This is a genomic window from Halotalea alkalilenta DSM 17697 (assembly GCF_000621205.1).
Taxonomy (GTDB): Bacteria; Pseudomonadota; Gammaproteobacteria; order Pseudomonadales; family Halomonadaceae; genus Halotalea; species Halotalea alkalilenta.
This window is the reverse complement of the sequence record NZ_JHYY01000022.1, coordinates 98751-117274: the sequence shown is the minus strand read 5'-3', so window position 1 is coordinate 117274 and position 18524 is coordinate 98751. Positions and strand designations below refer to the sequence as shown.

20 protein-coding genes and 1 tRNA gene are annotated in these 18524 nt (G+C 63.6%); 9 read left to right on the top strand and 12 right to left on the bottom strand.

The window, feature by feature from the left end; all coding sequences use genetic code 11:
- Positions 1-166 precede the first annotated feature (166 nt).
- The 6 genes from accB to purH all read left to right on the top strand — a co-directional run bounded on the left by accB (position 167) and on the right by purH (position 6182).
- Positions 167-622 (top strand): acetyl-CoA carboxylase biotin carboxyl carrier protein, encoded by a 456-nt coding sequence (gene accB, locus Q376_RS0103410; protein ID WP_027349113.1) that lies wholly within the window; start codon positions 167-169, stop codon positions 620-622.
- 56 nt (positions 623-678) lie between these two features.
- Positions 679-2022: an acetyl-CoA carboxylase biotin carboxylase subunit gene (gene accC / locus Q376_RS0103405; protein ID WP_027349112.1), complete on the top strand. Its 1344-nt coding sequence runs from the start codon at positions 679-681 to the stop codon at positions 2020-2022.
- Positions 2023-2131: 109 nt separating this feature from the next.
- Positions 2132-3043: a 50S ribosomal protein L11 methyltransferase gene (gene prmA, locus Q376_RS0103400; protein WP_027349111.1), complete on the top strand. Its 912-nt coding sequence runs from the start codon at positions 2132-2134 to the stop codon at positions 3041-3043.
- Positions 3044-3175: 132 nt separating this feature from the next.
- Positions 3176-4198: a tRNA dihydrouridine synthase DusB gene (gene dusB / locus Q376_RS0103395; RefSeq protein ID WP_052364913.1), complete on the top strand. Its 1023-nt coding sequence runs from the start codon at positions 3176-3178 to the stop codon at positions 4196-4198.
- On the top strand, positions 4195-4512 hold the full coding sequence (gene fis, locus Q376_RS0103390) for a DNA-binding transcriptional regulator Fis (RefSeq protein WP_081803375.1): 318 nt from the start codon (positions 4195-4197) through the stop codon (positions 4510-4512). Before dusB ends, fis begins: the two co-directional genes overlap by 4 nt.
- Positions 4513-4595: 83 nt before the next feature.
- Complete coding sequence (gene purH / locus Q376_RS0103385) at positions 4596-6182, top strand: bifunctional phosphoribosylaminoimidazolecarboxamide formyltransferase/IMP cyclohydrolase (RefSeq protein ID WP_027349108.1); 1587 nt, start codon at positions 4596-4598, stop codon at positions 6180-6182.
- A 196-nt stretch (positions 6183-6378) separates the two neighbouring features.
- On the opposite strand, the gene Q376_RS21295 is transcribed toward purH, so the two are convergent.
- The 7 genes from Q376_RS21295 to Q376_RS0103350 all read right to left on the bottom strand — a co-directional run bounded on the left by Q376_RS21295 (position 6379) and on the right by Q376_RS0103350 (position 10969).
- Positions 6379-6615, bottom strand: a complete 237-nt coding sequence (locus Q376_RS21295; protein ID WP_043446013.1) for a DUF2061 domain-containing protein — start codon at positions 6613-6615, stop codon at positions 6379-6381.
- A 178-nt stretch (positions 6616-6793) separates the two neighbouring features.
- Positions 6794-8266: an NAD-dependent succinate-semialdehyde dehydrogenase gene (locus tag Q376_RS0103375; RefSeq protein ID WP_027349107.1), complete on the bottom strand. Its 1473-nt coding sequence runs from the start codon at positions 8264-8266 to the stop codon at positions 6794-6796.
- A 73-nt stretch (positions 8267-8339) separates the two neighbouring features.
- Positions 8340-8897, bottom strand: coding sequence for a GTP cyclohydrolase I FolE (folE, locus tag Q376_RS0103370; RefSeq protein WP_027349106.1), 558 nt, complete (start codon positions 8895-8897; stop codon positions 8340-8342).
- Between the two features lie 85 nt (positions 8898-8982).
- Complete coding sequence (locus Q376_RS0103365; RefSeq protein WP_027349105.1) at positions 8983-9972, bottom strand: serine/threonine protein kinase; 990 nt, start codon at positions 9970-9972, stop codon at positions 8983-8985.
- A 46-nt stretch (positions 9973-10018) separates the two neighbouring features.
- Positions 10019-10228 (bottom strand): hypothetical protein, encoded by a 210-nt coding sequence (locus Q376_RS0103360; protein ID WP_027349104.1) that lies wholly within the window; start codon positions 10226-10228, stop codon positions 10019-10021.
- 75 nt (positions 10229-10303) lie between these two features.
- Positions 10304-10465 (bottom strand): YqaE/Pmp3 family membrane protein, encoded by a 162-nt coding sequence (locus tag Q376_RS23910; RefSeq protein WP_027349103.1) that lies wholly within the window; start codon positions 10463-10465, stop codon positions 10304-10306.
- 279 nt (positions 10466-10744) lie between these two features.
- Positions 10745-10969, bottom strand: coding sequence for a hypothetical protein (locus tag Q376_RS0103350; RefSeq protein WP_155834127.1), 225 nt, complete (start codon positions 10967-10969; stop codon positions 10745-10747).
- A gap of 15 nt (positions 10970-10984) precedes the next feature.
- Between Q376_RS0103350 and Q376_RS0103345 the strand changes: the two genes are divergently transcribed.
- Together Q376_RS0103345 and Q376_RS24645 are read left to right on the top strand one after the other, a co-directional pair.
- Positions 10985-11170, top strand: coding sequence for a hypothetical protein (locus Q376_RS0103345; RefSeq protein ID WP_027349101.1), 186 nt, complete (start codon positions 10985-10987; stop codon positions 11168-11170).
- 313 nt (positions 11171-11483) lie between these two features.
- The gene (locus tag Q376_RS24645) at positions 11484-11657 is read left to right on the top strand and encodes a hypothetical protein (protein ID WP_155834125.1); all 174 of its coding nucleotides are present in this window, start codon (positions 11484-11486) and stop codon (positions 11655-11657) included.
- Positions 11658-11740: 83 nt separating this feature from the next.
- On the opposite strand, the gene Q376_RS0103330 is transcribed toward Q376_RS24645, so the two are convergent.
- The gene (locus Q376_RS0103330) at positions 11741-12256 is read right to left on the bottom strand and encodes a ComF family protein (RefSeq protein WP_052364912.1); all 516 of its coding nucleotides are present in this window, start codon (positions 12254-12256) and stop codon (positions 11741-11743) included.
- A gap of 1188 nt (positions 12257-13444) precedes the next feature.
- On the opposite strand from Q376_RS0103330, the gene Q376_RS0103320 reads away from it, so the two are divergent.
- Positions 13445-13529, top strand: a tRNA-Leu gene (locus Q376_RS0103320).
- A gap of 172 nt (positions 13530-13701) precedes the next feature.
- Here the strand turns inward: Q376_RS0103320 and Q376_RS0103315 are convergent.
- The 4 genes from Q376_RS0103315 to Q376_RS25310 are packed head-to-tail and all read right to left on the bottom strand — an operon-like array spanning position 13702 to position 18511.
- Positions 13702-15318: a dipeptide ABC transporter ATP-binding protein gene (locus tag Q376_RS0103315; RefSeq protein ID WP_027349099.1), complete on the bottom strand. Its 1617-nt coding sequence runs from the start codon at positions 15316-15318 to the stop codon at positions 13702-13704.
- Positions 15315-16703 (bottom strand): M20 family metallopeptidase, encoded by a 1389-nt coding sequence (locus Q376_RS0103310; RefSeq protein WP_027349098.1) that lies wholly within the window; start codon positions 16701-16703, stop codon positions 15315-15317. The genes Q376_RS0103315 and Q376_RS0103310 overlap by 4 nt, the downstream gene beginning before the upstream one ends.
- A gap of 9 nt (positions 16704-16712) precedes the next feature.
- Positions 16713-17597, bottom strand: coding sequence for an ABC transporter permease (locus Q376_RS0103305; protein ID WP_052364911.1), 885 nt, complete (start codon positions 17595-17597; stop codon positions 16713-16715).
- Positions 17594-18511, bottom strand: a complete 918-nt coding sequence (locus tag Q376_RS25310) for an ABC transporter permease (protein WP_027349096.1) — start codon at positions 18509-18511, stop codon at positions 17594-17596. The genes Q376_RS0103305 and Q376_RS25310 overlap by 4 nt, the downstream gene beginning before the upstream one ends.
- Between the last annotated feature and the right edge of the window lie 13 nt (positions 18512-18524).

The following is an 18524-nucleotide window of genomic DNA, read 5'->3' as shown; positions in this document are numbered from 1 at the left end:
ACACTCCGCCATCACCGCCTCATTAGGGCAAACGTCGAGTATCGTGCAGGCATCTTCACGGTTGGCGACAAGGTTAACAGCGCCTACCGAAGAGCTTCGCATTGACGTCCCTGCCAGGCCGTTACGCGCTTTGCGCATTCACCCCGGATATTTCACAGGACCGCCCATGGACATTCGCAAAGTCAAGAAACTGATCGAGCTGCTCGAAGAATCCAACATCAGCGAAATCGAAATCCAAGAGGGCGAGGAGTCCGTACGCATCAGCCGTAACTTCACCGGCGGCCAGCCGATGCAGATGCCGAGCGCCACCTACTACGCCCAGCCGAGCGCTGCACCGATCCCTGCTGCCGTGGCCGAAGCGCCCGCCGCAGCACCCGCGGCGCCGACCGGCCACCAGGTGACCTCGCCGATGGTCGGCACCTTCTACCGCGCGCCCGCCCCTGGCGCCAAGGCATTCGTCGAAGTGGGCCAGAGCGTCAAGCGCGGCGATACCATCTGCATCGTCGAGGCGATGAAGATGATGAACCAGATCGAAGCCGACAAGGATGGCGTGATCGAGGCGATCCTGGTGGAAGATGGCGAGCCGGTCGAGTACGACCAGCCCATGATCGTGATCGGTTGAGCTGTTCGCAGACTGAAAGCGAAAGCGTCCACTCAATCCATCCAGCGAGTAGCCCCATGTTGCAAAAGGTACTGATCGCCAACCGTGGCGAAATCGCACTGCGTATCCTACGCGCATGCAAGGAGCTCGGGATCAAGACCGTCGCCGCCCACTCCAAGGCCGACCGCGATCTGATCCATGTGCGCCTTGCCGATGAAGCGGTCTGCATCGGCCCCGCACCATCGAGCGCCTCCTATCTCAACATCCCGGCGCTGATCTCCGCCGCCGAGGTCACCGATGCCCAGGCGATCCACCCGGGCTATGGCTTCCTGTCCGAGAATGCCAATTTCGCCGAGCAGGTCGAACGCTCCGGCTTCATCTTCGTCGGCCCCACCGCCGACGTGATCCGGCTGATGGGCGACAAGGTATCGGCGATCGAATCGATGAAGGCGGCGGGCGTGCCGACCGTGCCCGGCTCCGATGGCCCACTGCCGGACGATGAACACGCGCAGCTCGAGATCGCCAAGCGGATCGGTTTCCCGGTGATGATCAAGGCCGCCGCCGGCGGTGGCGGCCGTGGCATGCGCGTGGTCCGCGATGCCTCCCAGCTGGTCTCTTCGGTGGCGATCACCAAGAGTGAGGCCAACGCCGCTTTCGGCTCCGACGTGGTCTACATGGAGAAGTATCTCGAGCGCCCGCGCCACATCGAAGTCCAGGTACTGGCCGACGGCCAGGGCAACGCGATCCACCTGTTCGACCGCGACTGCTCGTTGCAGCGCCGCCACCAGAAGGTGCTCGAGGAGGCTCCCGCGCCCCACGTCGACGCCACCGCGCGTGCCCAGGTGCTCAAGGCCTGTGTCGATGCCTGTCTGAAGATCGGCTATCGCGGCGCGGGCACTTTCGAGTTCCTCTATGAGAACGGCGAGTTCTTCTTCATCGAGATGAACACTCGCGTGCAGGTCGAGCACCCGGTCACCGAGATGGTCACCGGCATCGACATCGTCAGGGAACAGCTGCGCATCGCCTCCGGCCTGCCGCTGTCGATCCGCCAGGAGGACGTCGAGCTGCGCGGCCACGCCTTCGAATGCCGGATCAACGCCGAGGACGCGCGCACCTTCATGCCGTCGCCTGGCAAGATCGAGTTCTACCATGCCCCTGGCGGCCTCGGTGTGCGGATGGACTCGCACCTCTATACCGGCTATACGGTGCCACCGAACTACGACTCGCTGATCGGTAAGCTGATCACCTACGGTGAAGATCGCGAGAGCGCGATGACGCGTATGCGCAATGCGCTCGACGAACTGCTGGTCGAAGGGATCAAGACCAACATCGCGCTGCAGCAGGATCTGGTCCGGGACGAAGCCTTCGCCCGTGGTGGAGTCAACATCCACTACCTCGAGCACAAGCTGGGCCTCAGCTGAAGCCACCGGGAAGCACACGGGGGAGGCGTCGGTCGATCGGCGCCTCCCCCGCTTCGTTACCGCCTGGCGCATTGCAGCCACAGACCCAAAGACAGACAAGGAGCCCAGCATGGCCTGGCTACAGCTCAAGGCACGCATCGATCCCAGCCACGCCGAGACCCTCGAATCGCTGTTGCTCGACGAGGGCGCCTGTGCGATCACCCTGGAAGATGCCGAGGATCGCCCGCTCTACGAGCCCGAGCTCGGCACCACACCGCTATGGGCCGAAACCGTGCTCACCGGCCTCTACGACGATCTGGAAGGGGTCGAGGCGATGCTCGAACGGGTGAGCGCTCAGTGGGCGGCGGTCGAACCCGACACCCCCTGCCCCGAGATCGAGTACGAAATCCTCCAGGACCGTGACTGGAGCCGCGAGTGGATGGACGGCTTCGAGCCGTTGAAGATGGGCCAGCGGCTGTGGATCGTACCGAGCTGGTTCGAGGCGCCCGAGCCCGATGCGGTCAACCTGCTGCTCGATCCGGGCCTGGCCTTCGGCACCGGCACCCACCCGACCACCGCGCTGTGTCTCGAGTGGCTGGACGGACTAGCGGTGGCCGGCGAACTCGACGAGCGCGAACTGCTCGATATCGGCTGCGGATCCGGCATCCTCTTCATCGCCGCGCTCAAGCTCGGCGCCGCCTTCGCCGACGGCACCGACATCGATCCCCAGGCGCTGCAAGCGAGCCGCGACAACGCCGAGCGCAACCAGATCATCGAAACCCGCTTCGCGCTGCATTTCCCCGAGGAGGCGCCCGAACGCGAGTACGATCTGGTCACCGCCAACATCCTCGCCGGGCCGCTGGTCGAGCTCGCGCCGATGATCGCAGGGCGTCTCGGCCCCGGTGGGCGGTTCGCGCTCTCCGGCATCCTCGCCAACCAAGCGAACGGAATCTGCGACGCCTATGCCGAGCAGGGGCTGGTGGTCGATGAGATCGAGGAGCGCGAGGGCTGGGTCCGCATCGTCGGGCGTCGACCACGCTGATCGAGGCCTACGCTGCGTCGCGCGCCGCGGACGCAGCGTAGGTCTTTTTGCCCTTTTCGTCCGGGGTAGCTTCAACAACCCAGGCCAGGCGGCTATCATAGGCGCCCTCTCATAGTTCCCTAAATACCGTCGATGACCTCATCCGCCGTCGCGCCGTTTCGCATCGGCGCCCACACGCTCGCCAATCGCCTGGTACTGGCCCCGATGGCCGGCGTCACCGATCGTCCTTTCCGCGCCCTGTGCCGGCGTCTCGGCGCGGGCCTGGCGGTATCGGAGATGGTCACCTCGGATCGCAAGCTGTGGCACACTCCCAAGTCCAGGCTGCGCCTCGACCACAGGGGCGAGCTGGGCCCGAGGGTGGTACAGATCGCCGGCGGCGACCCACAGATGCTGGCCGACGCGGCGAAGGCCAACGCCGACCACGGCGCCGAAGTGATCGACATCAACATGGGCTGCCCAGCGAAGAAGGTCTGCAACAAGGCCGCGGGCTCGGCACTGCTGCGTGACGAAGCGCTGGTCGGCGAAATCCTCAGCGCGGTGGTCGGCGCGGTCAACGTGCCGGTGACCTTGAAGATTCGCACCGGCTGGTGCGATGAGAGCCGCAATGGGGTCCGCATCGCCCGTCTCGCCGAGTCGCTCGGCATCCAGGCGCTGGCGGTGCACGGCCGCACTCGATCACAGAAGTTCCAAGGGGCAGCCGAGTACGAGACGATCCGCGCGATCAAGGCGGCGGTAAAGATCCCAGTGATCGCCAACGGTGACGTCGATTCGCCGGAAAAGGCCGCCCACGTGCTCGCCGTCACCGGCGCGGATGCACTGATGATCGGACGCGGCGCCCAGGGCAACCCGTGGATCTTCCGCGAGATCGATCACTACCTGCGCCATGGCGGACGGATGCCGGCGCCGACGCTTGCCGAGCGCGAAGCGACCATGCGCGAGCATCTTCTCGCGCTCTACGAACACTACGGCGAACACATGGGTATTCGTGTCGCGCGCAAGCACATTGGCTGGTATCTCGCTACGCTTACCCATGGTGCCCGCGCTCGCGCCGACTTCAATGCGCTGGAAACGAGCACCGCCCAGCTCGTCTACATCAATCGCTATTTTTCCACCGCGCCGAAAGACGCAGCGTCCGACGGAAGCACGATCCAATGAACGACAGACCTCCCGTACTTCTCGATCAGGAAACGATCGCCGACGAAGCCGTCGAAGCGCTCGATGCCGGCCACGCGATAGACGGCCAGGCCACGCTGAGGGAGACGGTGGCGCTGACCATGCAACGCTACTTCGAGCATCTCGACGGCGAGAGCGTCACCGATCTCTACCAGATGGTGCTCAGCGAGGTCGAAGCGCCGCTGCTCGCCAGCGTCATGGCCCACGTCAACGACAACCAGACCGCGGCATCCCAGGTGCTCGGTCTCAATCGCGGCACGCTACGCAAGAAGCTCAAGCAGCACGGCCTGCTCTGATTCGATGACGATGCCCGACCCGCATTCGCCGGGCACCGTCGCCATTGAGATTTCCCCCCACCACCCGAGCCTGCGAGTCTCCCATGAGCATAAGCATCTCCCCCGTGCGCCGAGCGCTGCTGAGCGTTTCCGACAAGACCGGCATCGTCGATCTGGCCCGAGCCCTCGATGCCCGCGGCGTGGAACTTCTCTCCACCGGCGGTACCTACCGACTGCTCGAAAGCGAAGGCATCCGTGTCACCGAAGTCTCGGCGCACACCGGTTTCCCTGAAATCATGGACGGCCGGGTCAAGACCCTGCATCCGAAGATCCATGGCGGCATCCTCGGCCGGCGTGGCCAGGACGATGCAGTGATGGCGGCCCACGACATCGCGGCGATCGACATGGTGGTGGTCAACCTCTATCCGTTCGAGCGCACCGTCGCCAATCCCGACTGCACCCTCGAGGATGCGATCGAGAACATCGACATCGGCGGCCCGACCATGGTCCGCGCCTGCGCCAAGAACCATGCCCATACCACCATCGTGGTCTCGAGCAGCGACTACCCTCGCATCCTCGACGCGCTCGAGCGCAACGACGGCGGCATCGAGCAGGCGCTGCGCTTCGATCTGGCGGTCAAGGCATTCGAGCATACCGCCGCCTACGACGCGGCGATCGCCAACTACCTCGGCCTGCGCGTCGAGGGCGAGCAGGCCAACTTCCCTCGCACCTGGGGTGAGCGCTTCGTCAAGCGCCAGGAGATGCGCTACGGCGAGAACCCCCACCAGCGCGCCGCGTTCTATACCGAACCCGAACCTGCCGAGGCCTCGGTCTCGACCGCAAAGCAGTTGCAGGGCAAGGCGCTGTCGTTCAACAACGTCGCCGATACCGATGCCGCGCTCGAGTGCGTCAAGGCGTTCAGCAAGCCGGCCTGCGTGATCGTCAAGCATGCCAATCCCTGCGGCGTGGCGGTGGTACCGGATGACGAGGGCGGTATCCTCGCGGCCTATGAGCGCGCCTTCGCCACCGATACCGAATCGGCCTTCGGCGGAATCATCGCCTTCAACCGCGAACTCGATGGCGATACCGCCAAGGCGATCGTCGAGCGCCAGTTCGTCGAGGTGATCATCGCCCCGAGGATCAGCCAGGCCGCGCGCGATGCGGTGGCCGCAAAGGCTAACGTGCGCCTGCTCGAGTGCGGAGAATGGGGTGCCGAGCGGCTTCCCGCCTGGGACTACAAGCGAGTCACCGGAGGCCTGCTGGTGCAAAGCCGGGATACCGGGATGATCGATGCCGGGGAGCTCAAGGTGGTGACCCAGCGCGCACCGAGCGAGCGAGAGCTGCATGACCTGATCTTCGCCTGGAAAGTCGCCAAGTTCGTCAAGTCCAATGCGATCGTCTACGCCAAGTCCCGCCAGACTATAGGCGTCGGCGCCGGCCAGATGAGCCGGGTCAACTCGGCGCGGATCGCGGCGATCAAGGCCGAGCACGCCGGTCTCGAAGTGCCTGGCTCGGTGATGGCCAGCGACGCCTTCTTCCCCTTCCGCGATGGCATCGACAACGCCGCCCAGGCGGGGATCACCGCGGTGATCCAGCCAGGCGGCTCGATGCGTGACGCGGAAGTGATCGAGGCCGCTGACGAGGCGGGTATCGCCATGGTCTTCACCGGCATGCGCCACTTCCGCCATTGAGCCAGACGCGGCCCGCTCCGGCAGGGCCGCGCGCGCAACCGTAGAGAACAGAGCCCTGGGGAGCATTCTACTGATCCCCAGGGCTCTTCTTTTCTTCACCGCCCGATTCTTCACCGCCCGATTCTTCACCGCCCGATTCTTCGCCGCCCGATGCGAGCGGCGCGTTCACCGCGAGGTCATTGACCCCGGACAGAGGTCAGTGCGCATGGTCACGCGGGCGGCGCTCTTGATCCCTCGAGCGAATCCGGCAGGGCTTCAGTTCGGGACGGAAAAGCCGCTGGTTCAATGCACCGGCGGCCCCACCCGCGACCAGATTGAGCACTGGGGCGATGAGGGACGCCAGACCGCTGAGCCATGGATCGCGCGTCAGGGCGAAGAACACCGCGAAGGTGACGGCGAAATGCAGCATGCCGAAGTTCATTTGCTTGATCATCGCAGCTACCTCCGGTCGCGTATCGCCTCGCAAGGCGAGTCGATCAAGTTGATCCTATGACGTAAAGATAGCCCAGGATGGCTTTTTTCATCAAGCGACTCTTGATCAACCCAGGTTAATTAACAGGATGAAAAAAACGCCCGGCAGCTTTTTTCGCTCGCCGGGCGCTCCGATGCCGTCAGCTACCGATGTTGATGCACAGGTACTTGGTCTCCTGGTACTCATCGAGGCCGTACTTCGACCCCTCGCGCCCCAGCCCGGAGGCCTTGACGCCGCCGAAAGGAGCGGCTGCGTTGGAGATCAGCCCTTCGTTGATCCCCACCATGCCGTAGTCGAGCGCCTCGGCGACGCGCCAGACCCGGCCCAGGTCGCGGGAATAGAAGTAGGCGGCCAGGCCGAACTCGGTATCGTTGGCCATCGCGATCGCCTGCTCTTCGCTTTCGAAGGAGAACACTGCCGCCAGCGGACCGAAGGTCTCTTCTCTCGCCACCTTCATCTCGGCGGTGGCACCGTTGATCAGGGTCGGGGTGAAGAAACGTCCGCCGAGGCTGTGCGGCTGACCGCCGAGCAGCAGTTCGGCGCCCTTGTCGAGCGCATCCTGGACGTGCTCGCCGACCTTCTCCACCGCGTTCTGGTCGATCATCGGGCCGATACTGATCCCCTCCTGCGTACCGGGCCCTACCTTGAGCTCATGGTGCATCGCCGCGGCGAGCTTTTCGCTGAAGGCGTTGATCACGCCGCTCTGGACCAGGAAGCGATTGGTGCAAACGCAGGTCTGGCCCGCGTTGCGGAACTTCGACGCCATCGCCCCCTGCACCGCGGCATCGAGATCGGCATCGTCGAAGACGATGAAGGGCGCGTTGCCGCCGAGCTCGAGCGAAATCTTCTGCACATGGGCCGCGGCCTGGCTCATCAGCCGACTGCCCACCTCGGTGGAGCCGGTGAAGGTGATCTTGCGCACCAGCGGCGACTCGGTCAGCGCGGCGGCGATCTCCGCGGCCGAGCCGGGCAGTACGTTGAACACCCCGCGTGGCACCCCGGCGCGCTCGGCCAGCGCTGCCAGCGCCGTGGCCGAAAGCGGCGTCTGGCTCGCCGGCTTGATCACGATCGGACATCCCGCGGCCAGCGCCGCCGCAGCCTTGCGGGTGATCATCGAGGAAGGGAAGTTCCATGGCGTGATCGCACCGACCACGCCAACCGGCTGCTTGAGCACCAGGATCCGCTGGCCGGTCTTGGCACCGGGGATGGTGTCGCCGTAGCTACGCCGCGCCTCCTCGGCGAACCAGCGCATGAAGCTCGCCGCGTAGACGATCTCGCCTTCGGCCTCGGCCAGCGGCTTGCCCTGCTCGAGGGTCATGATCATGGCGAGGTCGCGCTTGTGCTCGAGCATCAGCTCGTACCAGCGCATCAGGATGTCCGCGCGCTCGAGCGCGGTCCTGGCCCGCCAGGCGGGGAAAGCTGCATGGGCCGCGGCGATCGCCCGTTCGGCCTCTTCACGGCCTAGCTTCGGCACCTGGGCGATGATCTCGCCGCTCGCTGGATCATCGACATCGATCTGCGCGCCGCTGTCGGCGGCGACCCAGCTGCCATCGATGAACGCATGGGGACGAAAGAGCGCCTCGTCATTCAGCCTTGAACTCAACGCTTGCATGGCCTTGCTCCTCGTATCGGATCCGGCCGCGCGGCACGGTGCAGGCGGACGGACCAGGGCGTGACGACACGCCCTAGCGTGTGCCCACCAGGGTCAGGAACTCCTGGCGGGTATTGAGATTCTCGCGCATCTCCCCGAGCATCACCGAGGTCTTCATGCTCGAGTTCTGCTTCTGCACGCCGCGCATCATCATGCACATGTGGCGCGCTTCGATGATCACCCCCACCCCTGCGGCACCGGTGACTTCGGCCACCGCCGAGGCGATCTGATGGGTCAGCTCCTCCTGGATCTGCAGCCTGCGGGCGTACATGTCGACGATACGGGCGAACTTCGACAGCCCCAGCACCTTGCCGCTGGGAAGGTAGCCAATGTGGCAACGTCCGATGAACGGCAGCATGTGGTGCTCGCAGAGCGAATAGAGTTCGATGTCCTTGATCAGCACCAGCTCATCGGTCGATGAGCTGAACACTGCGCCATTGACGATCTCCTCCAGCGTCTGCTGGTAGCCATAGGTGAGAAACTGCATGGCCTTGGCGGCGCGCTCGGGCGTATCGCGCAGGCCCTCGCGGGTGGGATCTTCGCCGAGCTCACTGATAACGGCGCGATAGTGGCGAGCGAGTTGGTCTGTCATCGTTGGGGGTCCGGAAGGTACGTGAAGCGGCGGCCCGCGCCGCTCGAAGAGGGCTCATTCTAGCCATTCCGCGCTGGCATCGCACTCATGCCAGCCAAGGTTTGCGCGCGATGGCCACCCGCTGGAGCTCGAGCGCGCGCAGCTGGTCATGCCAGAAACCATCGCCCTCGACCCAAGGGAAAGCGCGGGGGAATGCAGGATCGTCCCAGCGCGCCAGCAGCCAGGCAGCGTGGCGCATCAGCCTGACGCTGCGCAGCAGTTCGATCCACTGGATCTCGGCGCGATCGAACGAGCGGTACTGCTCGTAGCCCTCCACCAGCTCTTCGAGCTGCGAACGCCAGCCCTGCTCGTGATCGTCACCGAGCAGCATCCATAGGTCCTGCACCGCCGGTGCGTACATGCAGTCGTCGAAATCGACCAGGGCGAAGTGCTCACCGTCACCGAGCAGATTGCCGACATGGCAGTCGCCATGCACCAGGATCGAGGCGGCATCGGGCAGGCGCAGGGATTCGATCGACTCGATCAGCCGTGCGGAGATATCGGCGTAGTCGGCGGCGAGCCGCCCACGCAGTCGACCACTGGCCAGCACCGTTTCGCGACTGGCGCTGCAGCTGGACACCGCATCGAAATGCGGACGGTGGAGAAGCTCCAGCGACTGCGCGCTGGCGTGCATCCTGCCGATCACCTCCCCCAGCGCGAACAGCTGGGCGGGGTCGTCCAGCGACGGTGCCCGCCCGGGGACCTGGGCGAAGATCGCCAGGCGCTGATCGGCAAACTCGAACAGGCTTCTGCCACCGGCATCGCGCCATAGCGGCCCAACCGGCACCCCGTCGGTCTCGAGGTGCCCTAACAGCGCGTGCTCATCGAGGATCGCGGCATTCGACCAGCGCGCGGGGCGATAGAACTTCGCCACCCAGCGTCCGCCATCGTCGTCGCGAAACGAGACCACTCGGTTTTCGTAGCTGTTGAGCGCGAACGGCTCCGAGCCGAGCGAAAAACCCAGCGACTCGATCGCGTCGGCGATCGTCATCGGATCGAGATTCGAAAATGGTGGGGAGCGGGTATCGGGTGGCATCGGGTCTCCGAAGCTAGGAGGGAATCTCGCCGCCGGGCGAACGGTCTCAGCGGTAATGGAGCATCAGCATGGCAAGCACGGCAAGGCTCAGCGAGGCGAACAGCGGCCCTTTCACCTCGCGCGCGAACGCGCGCCGCTGTGGCTCATCGTCGCGCCGCGGCCACCAGGCGCCTCCCCGCCGGCGCCACTGCCACCAGCGCCACAGCACCGGCAGCGAGGCCAGCGCCAGTATCGACAGATTCAGTAGTGTGGGCATCGACATCTTCGAACTCAGCGGCGCATCGGGAGCCCGACAGTATAAAAGCTCGAGCGCCCCGCGGCGACGCCTTGCTCAACACAGCTCGCCAGTGACCATCAGCGCGTGGATGATTCCCGGCACCCAGCCCAGCAGGGTCAGCGCCAGATTGAGCAGCAGCGTGCCGCTCAGGCCAGTCTGAAAATAGACGCTCAGCGGAGGCAGGATCACATCGAGCACGTAGAAGAAAAAACACATGGAGCATCCATCCAGCGGCGCGGGGGCGTGAAACTCAAGCGACGACCAACACCGCCATAGAATGCCCCATATCCGGGGCGATGGACGAAAAAAACCCACCTCAACGAACGAAGTGGGTCGGAAGAAGAGTAAAAACGTCAGGAACCTCGATCTTCGACTCGCATCCTGCGCTTGCAGCGCTCCTTGCTCTTGCTTAGCCTCTCACCTGCCATCGACGCTGTCAGTGCACCTAGGTACACTCGCGCGACCTGGAACCGACCAATCGACCGGCCACCACGATCACAGCGTGAACACTTGCAATACGGCGCGAGTGATCTCTGCGGTGCCCTGGATCGCTTCGTTGGTCTGCTGGGAGGCGCATCCGGAAAGCAGCAGTACGGCGCCGGATGCCATCGCGAGCAGCGCATGGCGCGCACCTGCGTTTGTGATCATGAAATCAGGCCCTTCGTCATCGCTGCCACCGCCTGTAATCATCGGCAGCGGCGTCCATTCGGCTTTCGTCATCAAGGAGTCCATGCAATGCAAACCGCTGATTCGGAAGCGCCGCTCCTATGGCTGGCCGGCATTCTTCCCTATCTCGGTCTAGCCCTGGCGATCCTCATACTGCTCGTCTTCATCATCGCCAAGGTCTGGGTCTTCCCTTCGCCCGAGGTACGCCTGTCTCGCAACCGCCGTCGCGCCAAACGCAAGCGCGGACGCGGCTGACCCCCGCTCGAGGATTCAATACATCCTGACGTAGAGGGTCAGGCCAAGCGCCAGGATGAACATCAGCGCCACTAGCCAGGTAAATTTGTCCATCGTCACCTGCCTGGAGGAAATGTCCTACAAGCATGAACGCACCACCCGCCTGGCGGAATTAACCCTATCTGAGCGCAGGTAGCACCCTGGCATTCGGGCACCAAGACGTCATCACGCCAATCTGGGACGTACCACCCCACCTGCACGTTGGCCTGAGCGGTCCAGCACGACTAAGGTAGTAAGGTGTGTCGCCGATAACGAATAACTAGAGGGCTCCGCCATGCACCACGCCGTCATTCCCTATTATCTCCAAGACGCAGATCCCGCCCCGGCCTACTGGCTGGTGGTTCGCCGTACGCCTCGTGACGACGCCGCGCTCAGCCGCCACGAATCCCGGGAGAGCGCCATTGCCGTCGCCGAATCGCTCAACCGTGCGGTCACCACTGCCGCCTGAGCCGGTCGGCTTCCCGGCGACGGCCCGCCATCGCCGGGAAGCACAGTTCCCGTATCGACTTCCTGCTGCGTTTTCTCTGCCACTCATCGTCTGATCGGCAGACTCCGGGGCGTGCGTGCCAGTGCTAAGGCCGCTACCTCGAGACACCCCGCATCGAAACAGCACAGCGCCAGCGCCTCGAACGTTGCGCCGGTGGTCATCACATCGTCGAACAGCAGCACACGAGCCGGTGGTGGGGTGGACAAGCTAAAGACATCGGTGAGATTGCGCTGCCTCGCCCGGCGCCCGAGCCCACGCTGACTGCCGGCTGCCCGCAGGCGTCGTGCGCGCAGCAGCGGCATGCCGACCCGCCTGGCAAAGCGTCGGGCCAGCCAGTCGGCATGGTCGAATCCGCGCTCACGGACGCGCACCGCGTCCGAAGGCACCGCCAGCAGTCCGTCGAATCGCAGGCTCCAATCACGCTCATCGGACTCGATCAGCACCGCCAGCGCCAGCTCCACCAGCAGACGTCCGGCACGCAAATCACCCTCGAACTTGAAGCGCCTCACCAGCCACGCGATCTCATCGCAAAACACCAGCGGCGCGCTACTCGAGCTCATCAACAGCGGCGCGCTCGAACAGCGTGAGCAGTGCAAGCCACGCGCACCGTCCGGGAGCGGCTCGGCGCAACCAAGACACGCCGCCCGGTTTCGCGGCAGCGCCGCGAAACACGCAGCGCACCATGGCATCCCGTACCGTGGCCGCCCCAGACACAAGGGGCAATGTCCGGGAAGCAGGTGCAACAGCGCCCTCTCCCACCAAGGAAATACCCCCATCCCACCTCTCCATTCGCGCCGACTCAATCGTTCTATCGCCGCGCGAATGGCTCGCTTGAGGACCATCCAGCCGGCGTTCCCGACTCGCAGCGAAAGGCTTGGCGAACAGGCCGTATCTATTGCGGCATCTTCGGCCACGCAAGTTCAGGTTGCCACGCCGACTGGATGCGCTCGCCCCTCGAACCCCGGCTTTTCAATAGGCGACTTGCCGCAAGGCAATATTTTAATTTCCGTGAAGATGATGACAGCGTTGGACAAAACATCATTTCTCCGACTATCGACCGTACGATTATTTCACCCGACAGCGCCAATGTTAACCCACCTTATTCACTCATTTTGTTCCATCAACCATCATTTCATCCATCGCCAATTCATTTTACATAAATACCCAAAAAACATAATTTAAATGACCTATCCAGCTGAAAATCCTGTGATATACCGTATGGCTCTCAATCAGAAAAGAGAGATAATCGTGTACGATCAAACGTCGCCTTTCCATATTGGACAGAAAAAAACCATAGGAGAACTGCGCAAAGCTCTGGATTCTTATGGGTCACGGTGCAAAGGATCCATCTATGTGCACACTTACCTATATGACCGAACCACCTTGAGGAAAAAACTTCAGTCCAAACCGGGAATATTCATCATCAATCAACTGGCCGACTGCGTGGAGATCACGGTCAAAACGGACAGGAAAAGCGTAAAAGAACTCTTCGAATCCTTGAACAGCGCATGAAAACGTATTCTGTCATTAGATCGAAGCCTATCAGCGTATCACCAGGCCTTTTTCACATACCTCGCTCCCAGGATATCGGGTGCGCTATCCGCTCTGTCTCTGTGCAGAGGCGGCGCGCATCTCTCTGACTTGCGATGTAAACACCAAGAGAGCGTCCGAAGCACACAGCCCCTGTGCGCCGGGCGTTGGCGGCTCTTTACTCGCCGAGCCTCGGCAGGCATAATGTCGCCCGCCGTGCCGGCTTGGTGGAATTGGTAGACACGCAGGATTTAGGTTCCTGTGCCGAAAGGTGTGTGGGTTCGAGTCCCATGGCCGGCACCACTTCTAAATGATCGTTCTTTCCGCTATTCGCCTTCCCTCCAGCAAATCTCCAAGCGCTCAGGTTTTGCCTGTGAATGGAACGTGAATCGAGCTTCTCGACCGCATTCCGGAGATGAGCAGGCGCAAGGTCGATGTACGGCGTCGCCCTCTGTTCCGTTCCGTCAGGTCATCGTCACGCCACATCCGGCGCCTCCCACTTGCGTCCCGGCATGGCCGACAGAAGCTGGCGGGTATAGGGCTGCTGCGGATTGCCGAAAACCTCGGCCACGGTTCCACGCTCCACGATGCGGCCCTTGCTCATCACGATCAGGTTGTCGCAGATCTGCGCGGCGACACGCAGGTCGTGGGTGATGAATAGAATCGTCAGCCCCATGTTGCGCTTGATGTCGGCCAGGAGCAGCAGCACCTCTTTTTGCACCGACACGTCCAGTGCGGACACCGCTTCGTCCGCGATCAGGATCTTGGGCTCGACCATCAACGCGCGTGCGATACAGATACGTTGACGCTGCCCACCCGAGAACTGTGACGGATAACGGTAGAGCGCCTCCTCCTCCAGCCTCACGATCTTCATCAGCCGCTTTGCGCGCCCCCAGGCAACGCTGCGCGAGACGCCGAAGTTCATCGGTGCGCCGATCAGCTGCTCGCCGATCGAGCGCCGGGGGTTGAGCGATCCATAGGGGTCCTGAAAGACGATTTGGATGTCCTTCCTCGCAGCGCGCAGGCTCGCACGCGAACCTTGGGCGAAGTTGCGGCTGCCGATCCAGATCGCACCGTCGTCCGGGTCCAGCAGGCGGATCAGGCAGCGCACCAGCGTGGTCTTACCCGAGCCGCTCTCGCCGACGATGCCCAGCGTCTCGCCCTTGCGGACGGTGAAATCCGTCGGGTGCAGCGCGTGAACCGTGCGTGCCTTCCGCGTCAGCGTGCCGGCGACGTGATAGGTCTTCTTCAGCCCTTGCACACGCAGCGCGACCTCGTCACTCAGCGGTTCGGGCGCATCCTCGCGCTTACGAGGGACGGCGGCGATCAGCTGGCGGGTGTAAGGGTGCTGGGGATCGTTCAGCACCTCGTCCGCAGTGCCCTGCTCGACGACGAGACCCTTTTGCATCACCACGACACGATCGGCGATTTCCGCCACCACATCGAAATCGTGGGTGACGAACAGGATTCCGGCACTGTGCGAGGATTTCAAAGTCTTGAACATCGACAAAATCTGCGCCTGCGTGGTCACGTCCAGCGCGGTCGTCGGTTCGTCCGCGATCAGCAACGTCGGGTCCATCGCAAGCGCGATGGCGATCACGATACGCTGGCGCTGCCCGCCCGAAAGCTGATGCGGAAAGCTTGAATAGACGCGAGGCGGATCAGGCAGGCGAACCTCCTCCAGCAGGGCCATCGTCCGGGCCTTGCGTTCGGACCTGGCCAGCCTGGTATGGGCCTTGAAGATCTCTTCGATCTGGTCGCCCACGGTAAAGCAAGGGTTCAGGGCGGTCATCGGCTCTTGAAACACCATTGCCATACGCTTGCCGCGCAGGCGGGTATGTTCACGGCGCGACATCTTCAGCAGGTCCTGCCCCTCGAACAGCATCTGCCCGCCCGAGGGCTTCAGCGCCTTGGGCAGCAGCCCCATCGCGGTGAAGGCCGTGACCGACTTGCCCGAGCCGCTTTCGCCGACGACGCAGACGATCTCGTTCGGATGGATATCGAAGGAGATCCCGCTGACCGCGTGGGGACGATCACCATTCTTGGGCAGATCGACCGTCAGGCCACGCACCGACAGGACGGGCTGCGTCATGGCCGCGACTTTCCTTCACCGATGTCCCAGAACAGACCGGCCATCATCTGCGCGGCCTCTTTCGCGACGCTGACCATCATGTGTTCGTCCGGCGCATGCTGCGAACAGGACGGGTGCGAATGCGGGATCCAGATGGTCGGCATGCCAAGCGTTTCGGCGAACACCTCGTTGGGCAGCGAGCCACCGAAGTTCGGCTGGACCGCGGGCTCCTTGCCGGTGGTACGCTTGATCGAGGCCACTACCAGGCGGGTCCAGGGATTGTCGGGATCGGTGCGGGTGGCGCGGAAGAAGCCCCGGTCCATAGGCTCGATACGGATATCATCGAAGCCGTTCGCATCCAGGTGTTCGCGCAGGGCAGGCAGAATGCGATCGCGGTCCACGCCGACGACGTAGCGGAGCTGGCAGGTGGCCTTCGCCGTGCCGGGAATGGCGTTCACCGGAGCTTCGGGGCGACCGCAGTGGAAGGCGAGCACCTCGAAGTTGCACCAGCCATAGACCTGCTCGGGCCCGGTCAGGTTAGGCTCGCCCCATGAGGGGTCGGTCTCGGGATCGTCGGGGCCGACTTCCATCTCGATCTTGTTCAGCGCCGCATGAACGTTCGCGGGGATCGTACCCGGTGTCCATTCGCGGATGTTGATCCGCCCCTTGGCGTCGGTGATCGTGGCCAGCGCGTGGGCCAGACGGATGCCTGCGTTGGGCAGCAGTCCTCCCCAATTGCCGGAGTGGTACGCACCCTCACGCAGCTCGCAGATCAGATGGAACCCGTGCCCGCCGCGCGCGCCAAGGAATACCGTCGGCATATGGGTCGAAACGCGCGGTCCGTCTGACGCGATCAGCACGTCAGCCGCCAGTAGGTCCCTGTGGTCCTGCGCCATCTCGGCGAGACCCGGCGACCCGGACTCCTCGCCCATCTCGATCAGCACCTTGACGTTGAAGCCAAGACGGCCACGCGCCTCGAGCACCAGGCGCAGCGCGGCGAGGTTGATCGTGTGCTGGCCCTTGTTGTCGACGGCACCCCGGCCGTAGATGCGCCCGCCCGCAAGCGTTGCCTCCCACGGGCTGCGGTCCTCCTTCCAATCGCCTGCCATGCCCCACAGCACGTCGCCATGGCCATAGGTCAGAATGGTGGGCAGGGAGGAATCTTCGATTCGCTCGGCGAACATCGCAGGAAGACGCTCGAGCCGCGGGTTCGGCAGAATCCGGCAGGTGAAGCCCATGCCTTCGAGCATTGGGCACATCTGTTCGTTCAGGTAGCGCAGGTGGTCAGGGGCACTGTCCTCGCGAGGGCTCTCGGACGGGATCGCCAGGCGCGCCCGCATCTCGTTGAGGAAGGCGCCGCCCTCCACATAGGCTCCAGCATCGGCGACAACGGTGGAACGGGTCATGTCGGTTTCTCAGTTCCTGTTTTCGGGGGCCAGCACATCGCGCAAGGCATCGCCCATCATGTTGATCGCCAGCACCAGAACGCAGATCGCGGCGCCGGGAATCAGGATCAGCCAGCTGTCGAACAGCAGGTATTGGCGCCCCTCGGCCACCATCAGGCCCCACGAGGGGGTCGGCGGTTGAACGCCAAGCCCGAGGAAGGAGAGCGACGCCTCGAGCAGGATCGCGTGGGCCATCTCGAAAGTAGCGATGACGGCGAAGCGGTCGAAGATGTTGGGCAATAGCTCCCTGAACAGCAGCTTCGGCGTGGAATAGCCCATCGACTGCGCGGCCTGGATGTACTCCTGATTGCGGATCTGCATCACGGCGGAGCGTATGACGACCGCGAAACGGTCCCACAGCAGTAATCCCAGCACCAGCACGACGACGGTGAGCGAGCCGCCGAAGATCGCGACCACCGCCAGCGCCACCATGATCACCGGCAGCGTCAGCCGTGTCATGATCAGGAAGTTGATCACCAGATCGACCTTGCCGCCGAAATAGCCCGCGACCACCCCCATCACGGTGCCGATGATCCCTGAGGTGATCACGGTGAATATCCCGATCAGCAACGAGATGCGCGCGCCATAGATGATCCGGCTCAGATAATCACGGCCCAGGCCGTCGGTGCCGAAGGGATGTGCCCAGTCCGCCCCTGCCAGCCAGAAAGGCGAAGCAGTGCGGTTCGTCATGTCCTGTGCCAGCGGATCGTAAGGCGCGATCAGCGGCGCGAAGACCGCCATGGCGAAGATCAGACCCAGCGTGACGGCACCGCAGACGAAGGCCGGATTGGCGAAGGCGCGGGCGGCGAACCCCTTGCGACGCGCTTTAGGAACGATGAGCTCCGGACCGTTCATTGGGTACGGATCCTCGGGTCGAGCCAGGCGTTGATGAAGTCGGCCAGCAGGACCATGACGACGTAGAACACCGCAACGATCAGCAGTACCGCCTGCACCACTGGCAGATCCATGCGCGAGATGGATTCCCATGCCAGGAAGCCAAGGCCTTGAATGCCGAACACCGTCTCGATCACCACCGATCCACCCAGCATGTTGCCGAACTGCACCGCAGTGAGCGAAACCACCGGAATGACCGCGTTACGCAGCGCGTGCTTGAACACGACCTTCCAGCCGCTGATGCCCTTGGCCCGCGCGGTGCGGATGTAGTCGGAGGACAGCGCCTCGATCATGCCCTGCCGGATCAGCCGCATCATCGGCGGAGTGGAGTAATATCCGAGCGCAATGGCGGGCAGCACGAAATGCCCGAGCGTAGCCGAGCCCGACGGCGGCGCGATGCCGAGCGTCAGCGAAAACACCACGATCAGGATCAGCGCGAACCAGAAGTTCGGCATCGCCTGCCCCAGTACCGCGATCAGCATCGCGGCGCGGTCGATGATGCTATTGGGCCTCAGCGCGGCCGCGACGCCCAAGGGAACCGACAGCGCGAGCATGACGCCAAGCGCCATCACCGCCAGCGTCATGGTATTGGGCAGCCGGTATGCGATCAGCTCGGCCACCGGCTGTCGGAAAAACAGCGAGTTGCCGAAATCCCCTTGCACTGCGTTAGCCAACCATTCGCCATAGCGCACCGCCAGCGGTCGGTTGAGGCCGAGATCTTCGCGGATCGCCTCGATCTGGGCGGCGGTGGCTTCCTCGCCCGCCACCGCGATCGCGACGTCGCCCGAAGCGTTCAGAAGGGTGAAGGCCAAAAGCGAAACGGCAACGCAGACGAGCAGCGCCAGGCCGATCCGCTGCATCAGATATCGAGCCATGTCTCACCGATCA

Coding starts and splice junctions, on each gene's coding strand:
- accB (WP_027349113.1), top strand. CDS start 167: ATGGACATTCGCAAAGTCAAGAAACTGATCGAGCTGCTCGAAGAATCC.
- accC (WP_027349112.1), top strand. CDS start 679: ATGTTGCAAAAGGTACTGATCGCCAACCGTGGCGAAATCGCACTGCGT.
- prmA (WP_027349111.1), top strand. CDS start 2,132: ATGGCCTGGCTACAGCTCAAGGCACGCATCGATCCCAGCCACGCCGAG.
- dusB (WP_052364913.1), top strand. CDS start 3,176: ATGACCTCATCCGCCGTCGCGCCGTTTCGCATCGGCGCCCACACGCTC.
- fis (WP_081803375.1), top strand. CDS start 4,195: ATGAACGACAGACCTCCCGTACTTCTCGATCAGGAAACGATCGCCGAC.
- purH (WP_027349108.1), top strand. CDS start 4,596: ATGAGCATAAGCATCTCCCCCGTGCGCCGAGCGCTGCTGAGCGTTTCC.
- Q376_RS21295 (WP_043446013.1), bottom strand. CDS start 6,615: ATGATCAAGCAAATGAACTTCGGCATGCTGCATTTCGCCGTCACCTTC.
- Q376_RS0103375 (WP_027349107.1), bottom strand. CDS start 8,266: ATGCAAGCGTTGAGTTCAAGGCTGAATGACGAGGCGCTCTTTCGTCCC.
- folE (WP_027349106.1), bottom strand. CDS start 8,897: ATGACAGACCAACTCGCTCGCCACTATCGCGCCGTTATCAGTGAGCTC.
- Q376_RS0103365 (WP_027349105.1), bottom strand. CDS start 9,972: ATGCCACCCGATACCCGCTCCCCACCATTTTCGAATCTCGATCCGATG.
- Q376_RS0103360 (WP_027349104.1), bottom strand. CDS start 10,228: ATGCCCACACTACTGAATCTGTCGATACTGGCGCTGGCCTCGCTGCCG.
- Q376_RS23910 (WP_027349103.1), bottom strand. CDS start 10,465: ATGTGTTTTTTCTTCTACGTGCTCGATGTGATCCTGCCTCCGCTGAGC.
- Q376_RS0103350 (WP_155834127.1), bottom strand. CDS start 10,969: ATGACGAAAGCCGAATGGACGCCGCTGCCGATGATTACAGGCGGTGGC.
- Q376_RS0103345 (WP_027349101.1), top strand. CDS start 10,985: ATGCAAACCGCTGATTCGGAAGCGCCGCTCCTATGGCTGGCCGGCATT.
- Q376_RS24645 (WP_155834125.1), top strand. CDS start 11,484: ATGCACCACGCCGTCATTCCCTATTATCTCCAAGACGCAGATCCCGCC.
- Q376_RS0103330 (WP_052364912.1), bottom strand. CDS start 12,256: ATGAGCTCGAGTAGCGCGCCGCTGGTGTTTTGCGATGAGATCGCGTGG.
- Q376_RS0103315 (WP_027349099.1), bottom strand. CDS start 15,318: ATGACGCAGCCCGTCCTGTCGGTGCGTGGCCTGACGGTCGATCTGCCC.
- Q376_RS0103310 (WP_027349098.1), bottom strand. CDS start 16,703: ATGACCCGTTCCACCGTTGTCGCCGATGCTGGAGCCTATGTGGAGGGC.
- Q376_RS0103305 (WP_052364911.1), bottom strand. CDS start 17,597: ATGAACGGTCCGGAGCTCATCGTTCCTAAAGCGCGTCGCAAGGGGTTC.
- Q376_RS25310 (WP_027349096.1), bottom strand. CDS start 18,511: ATGGCTCGATATCTGATGCAGCGGATCGGCCTGGCGCTGCTCGTCTGC.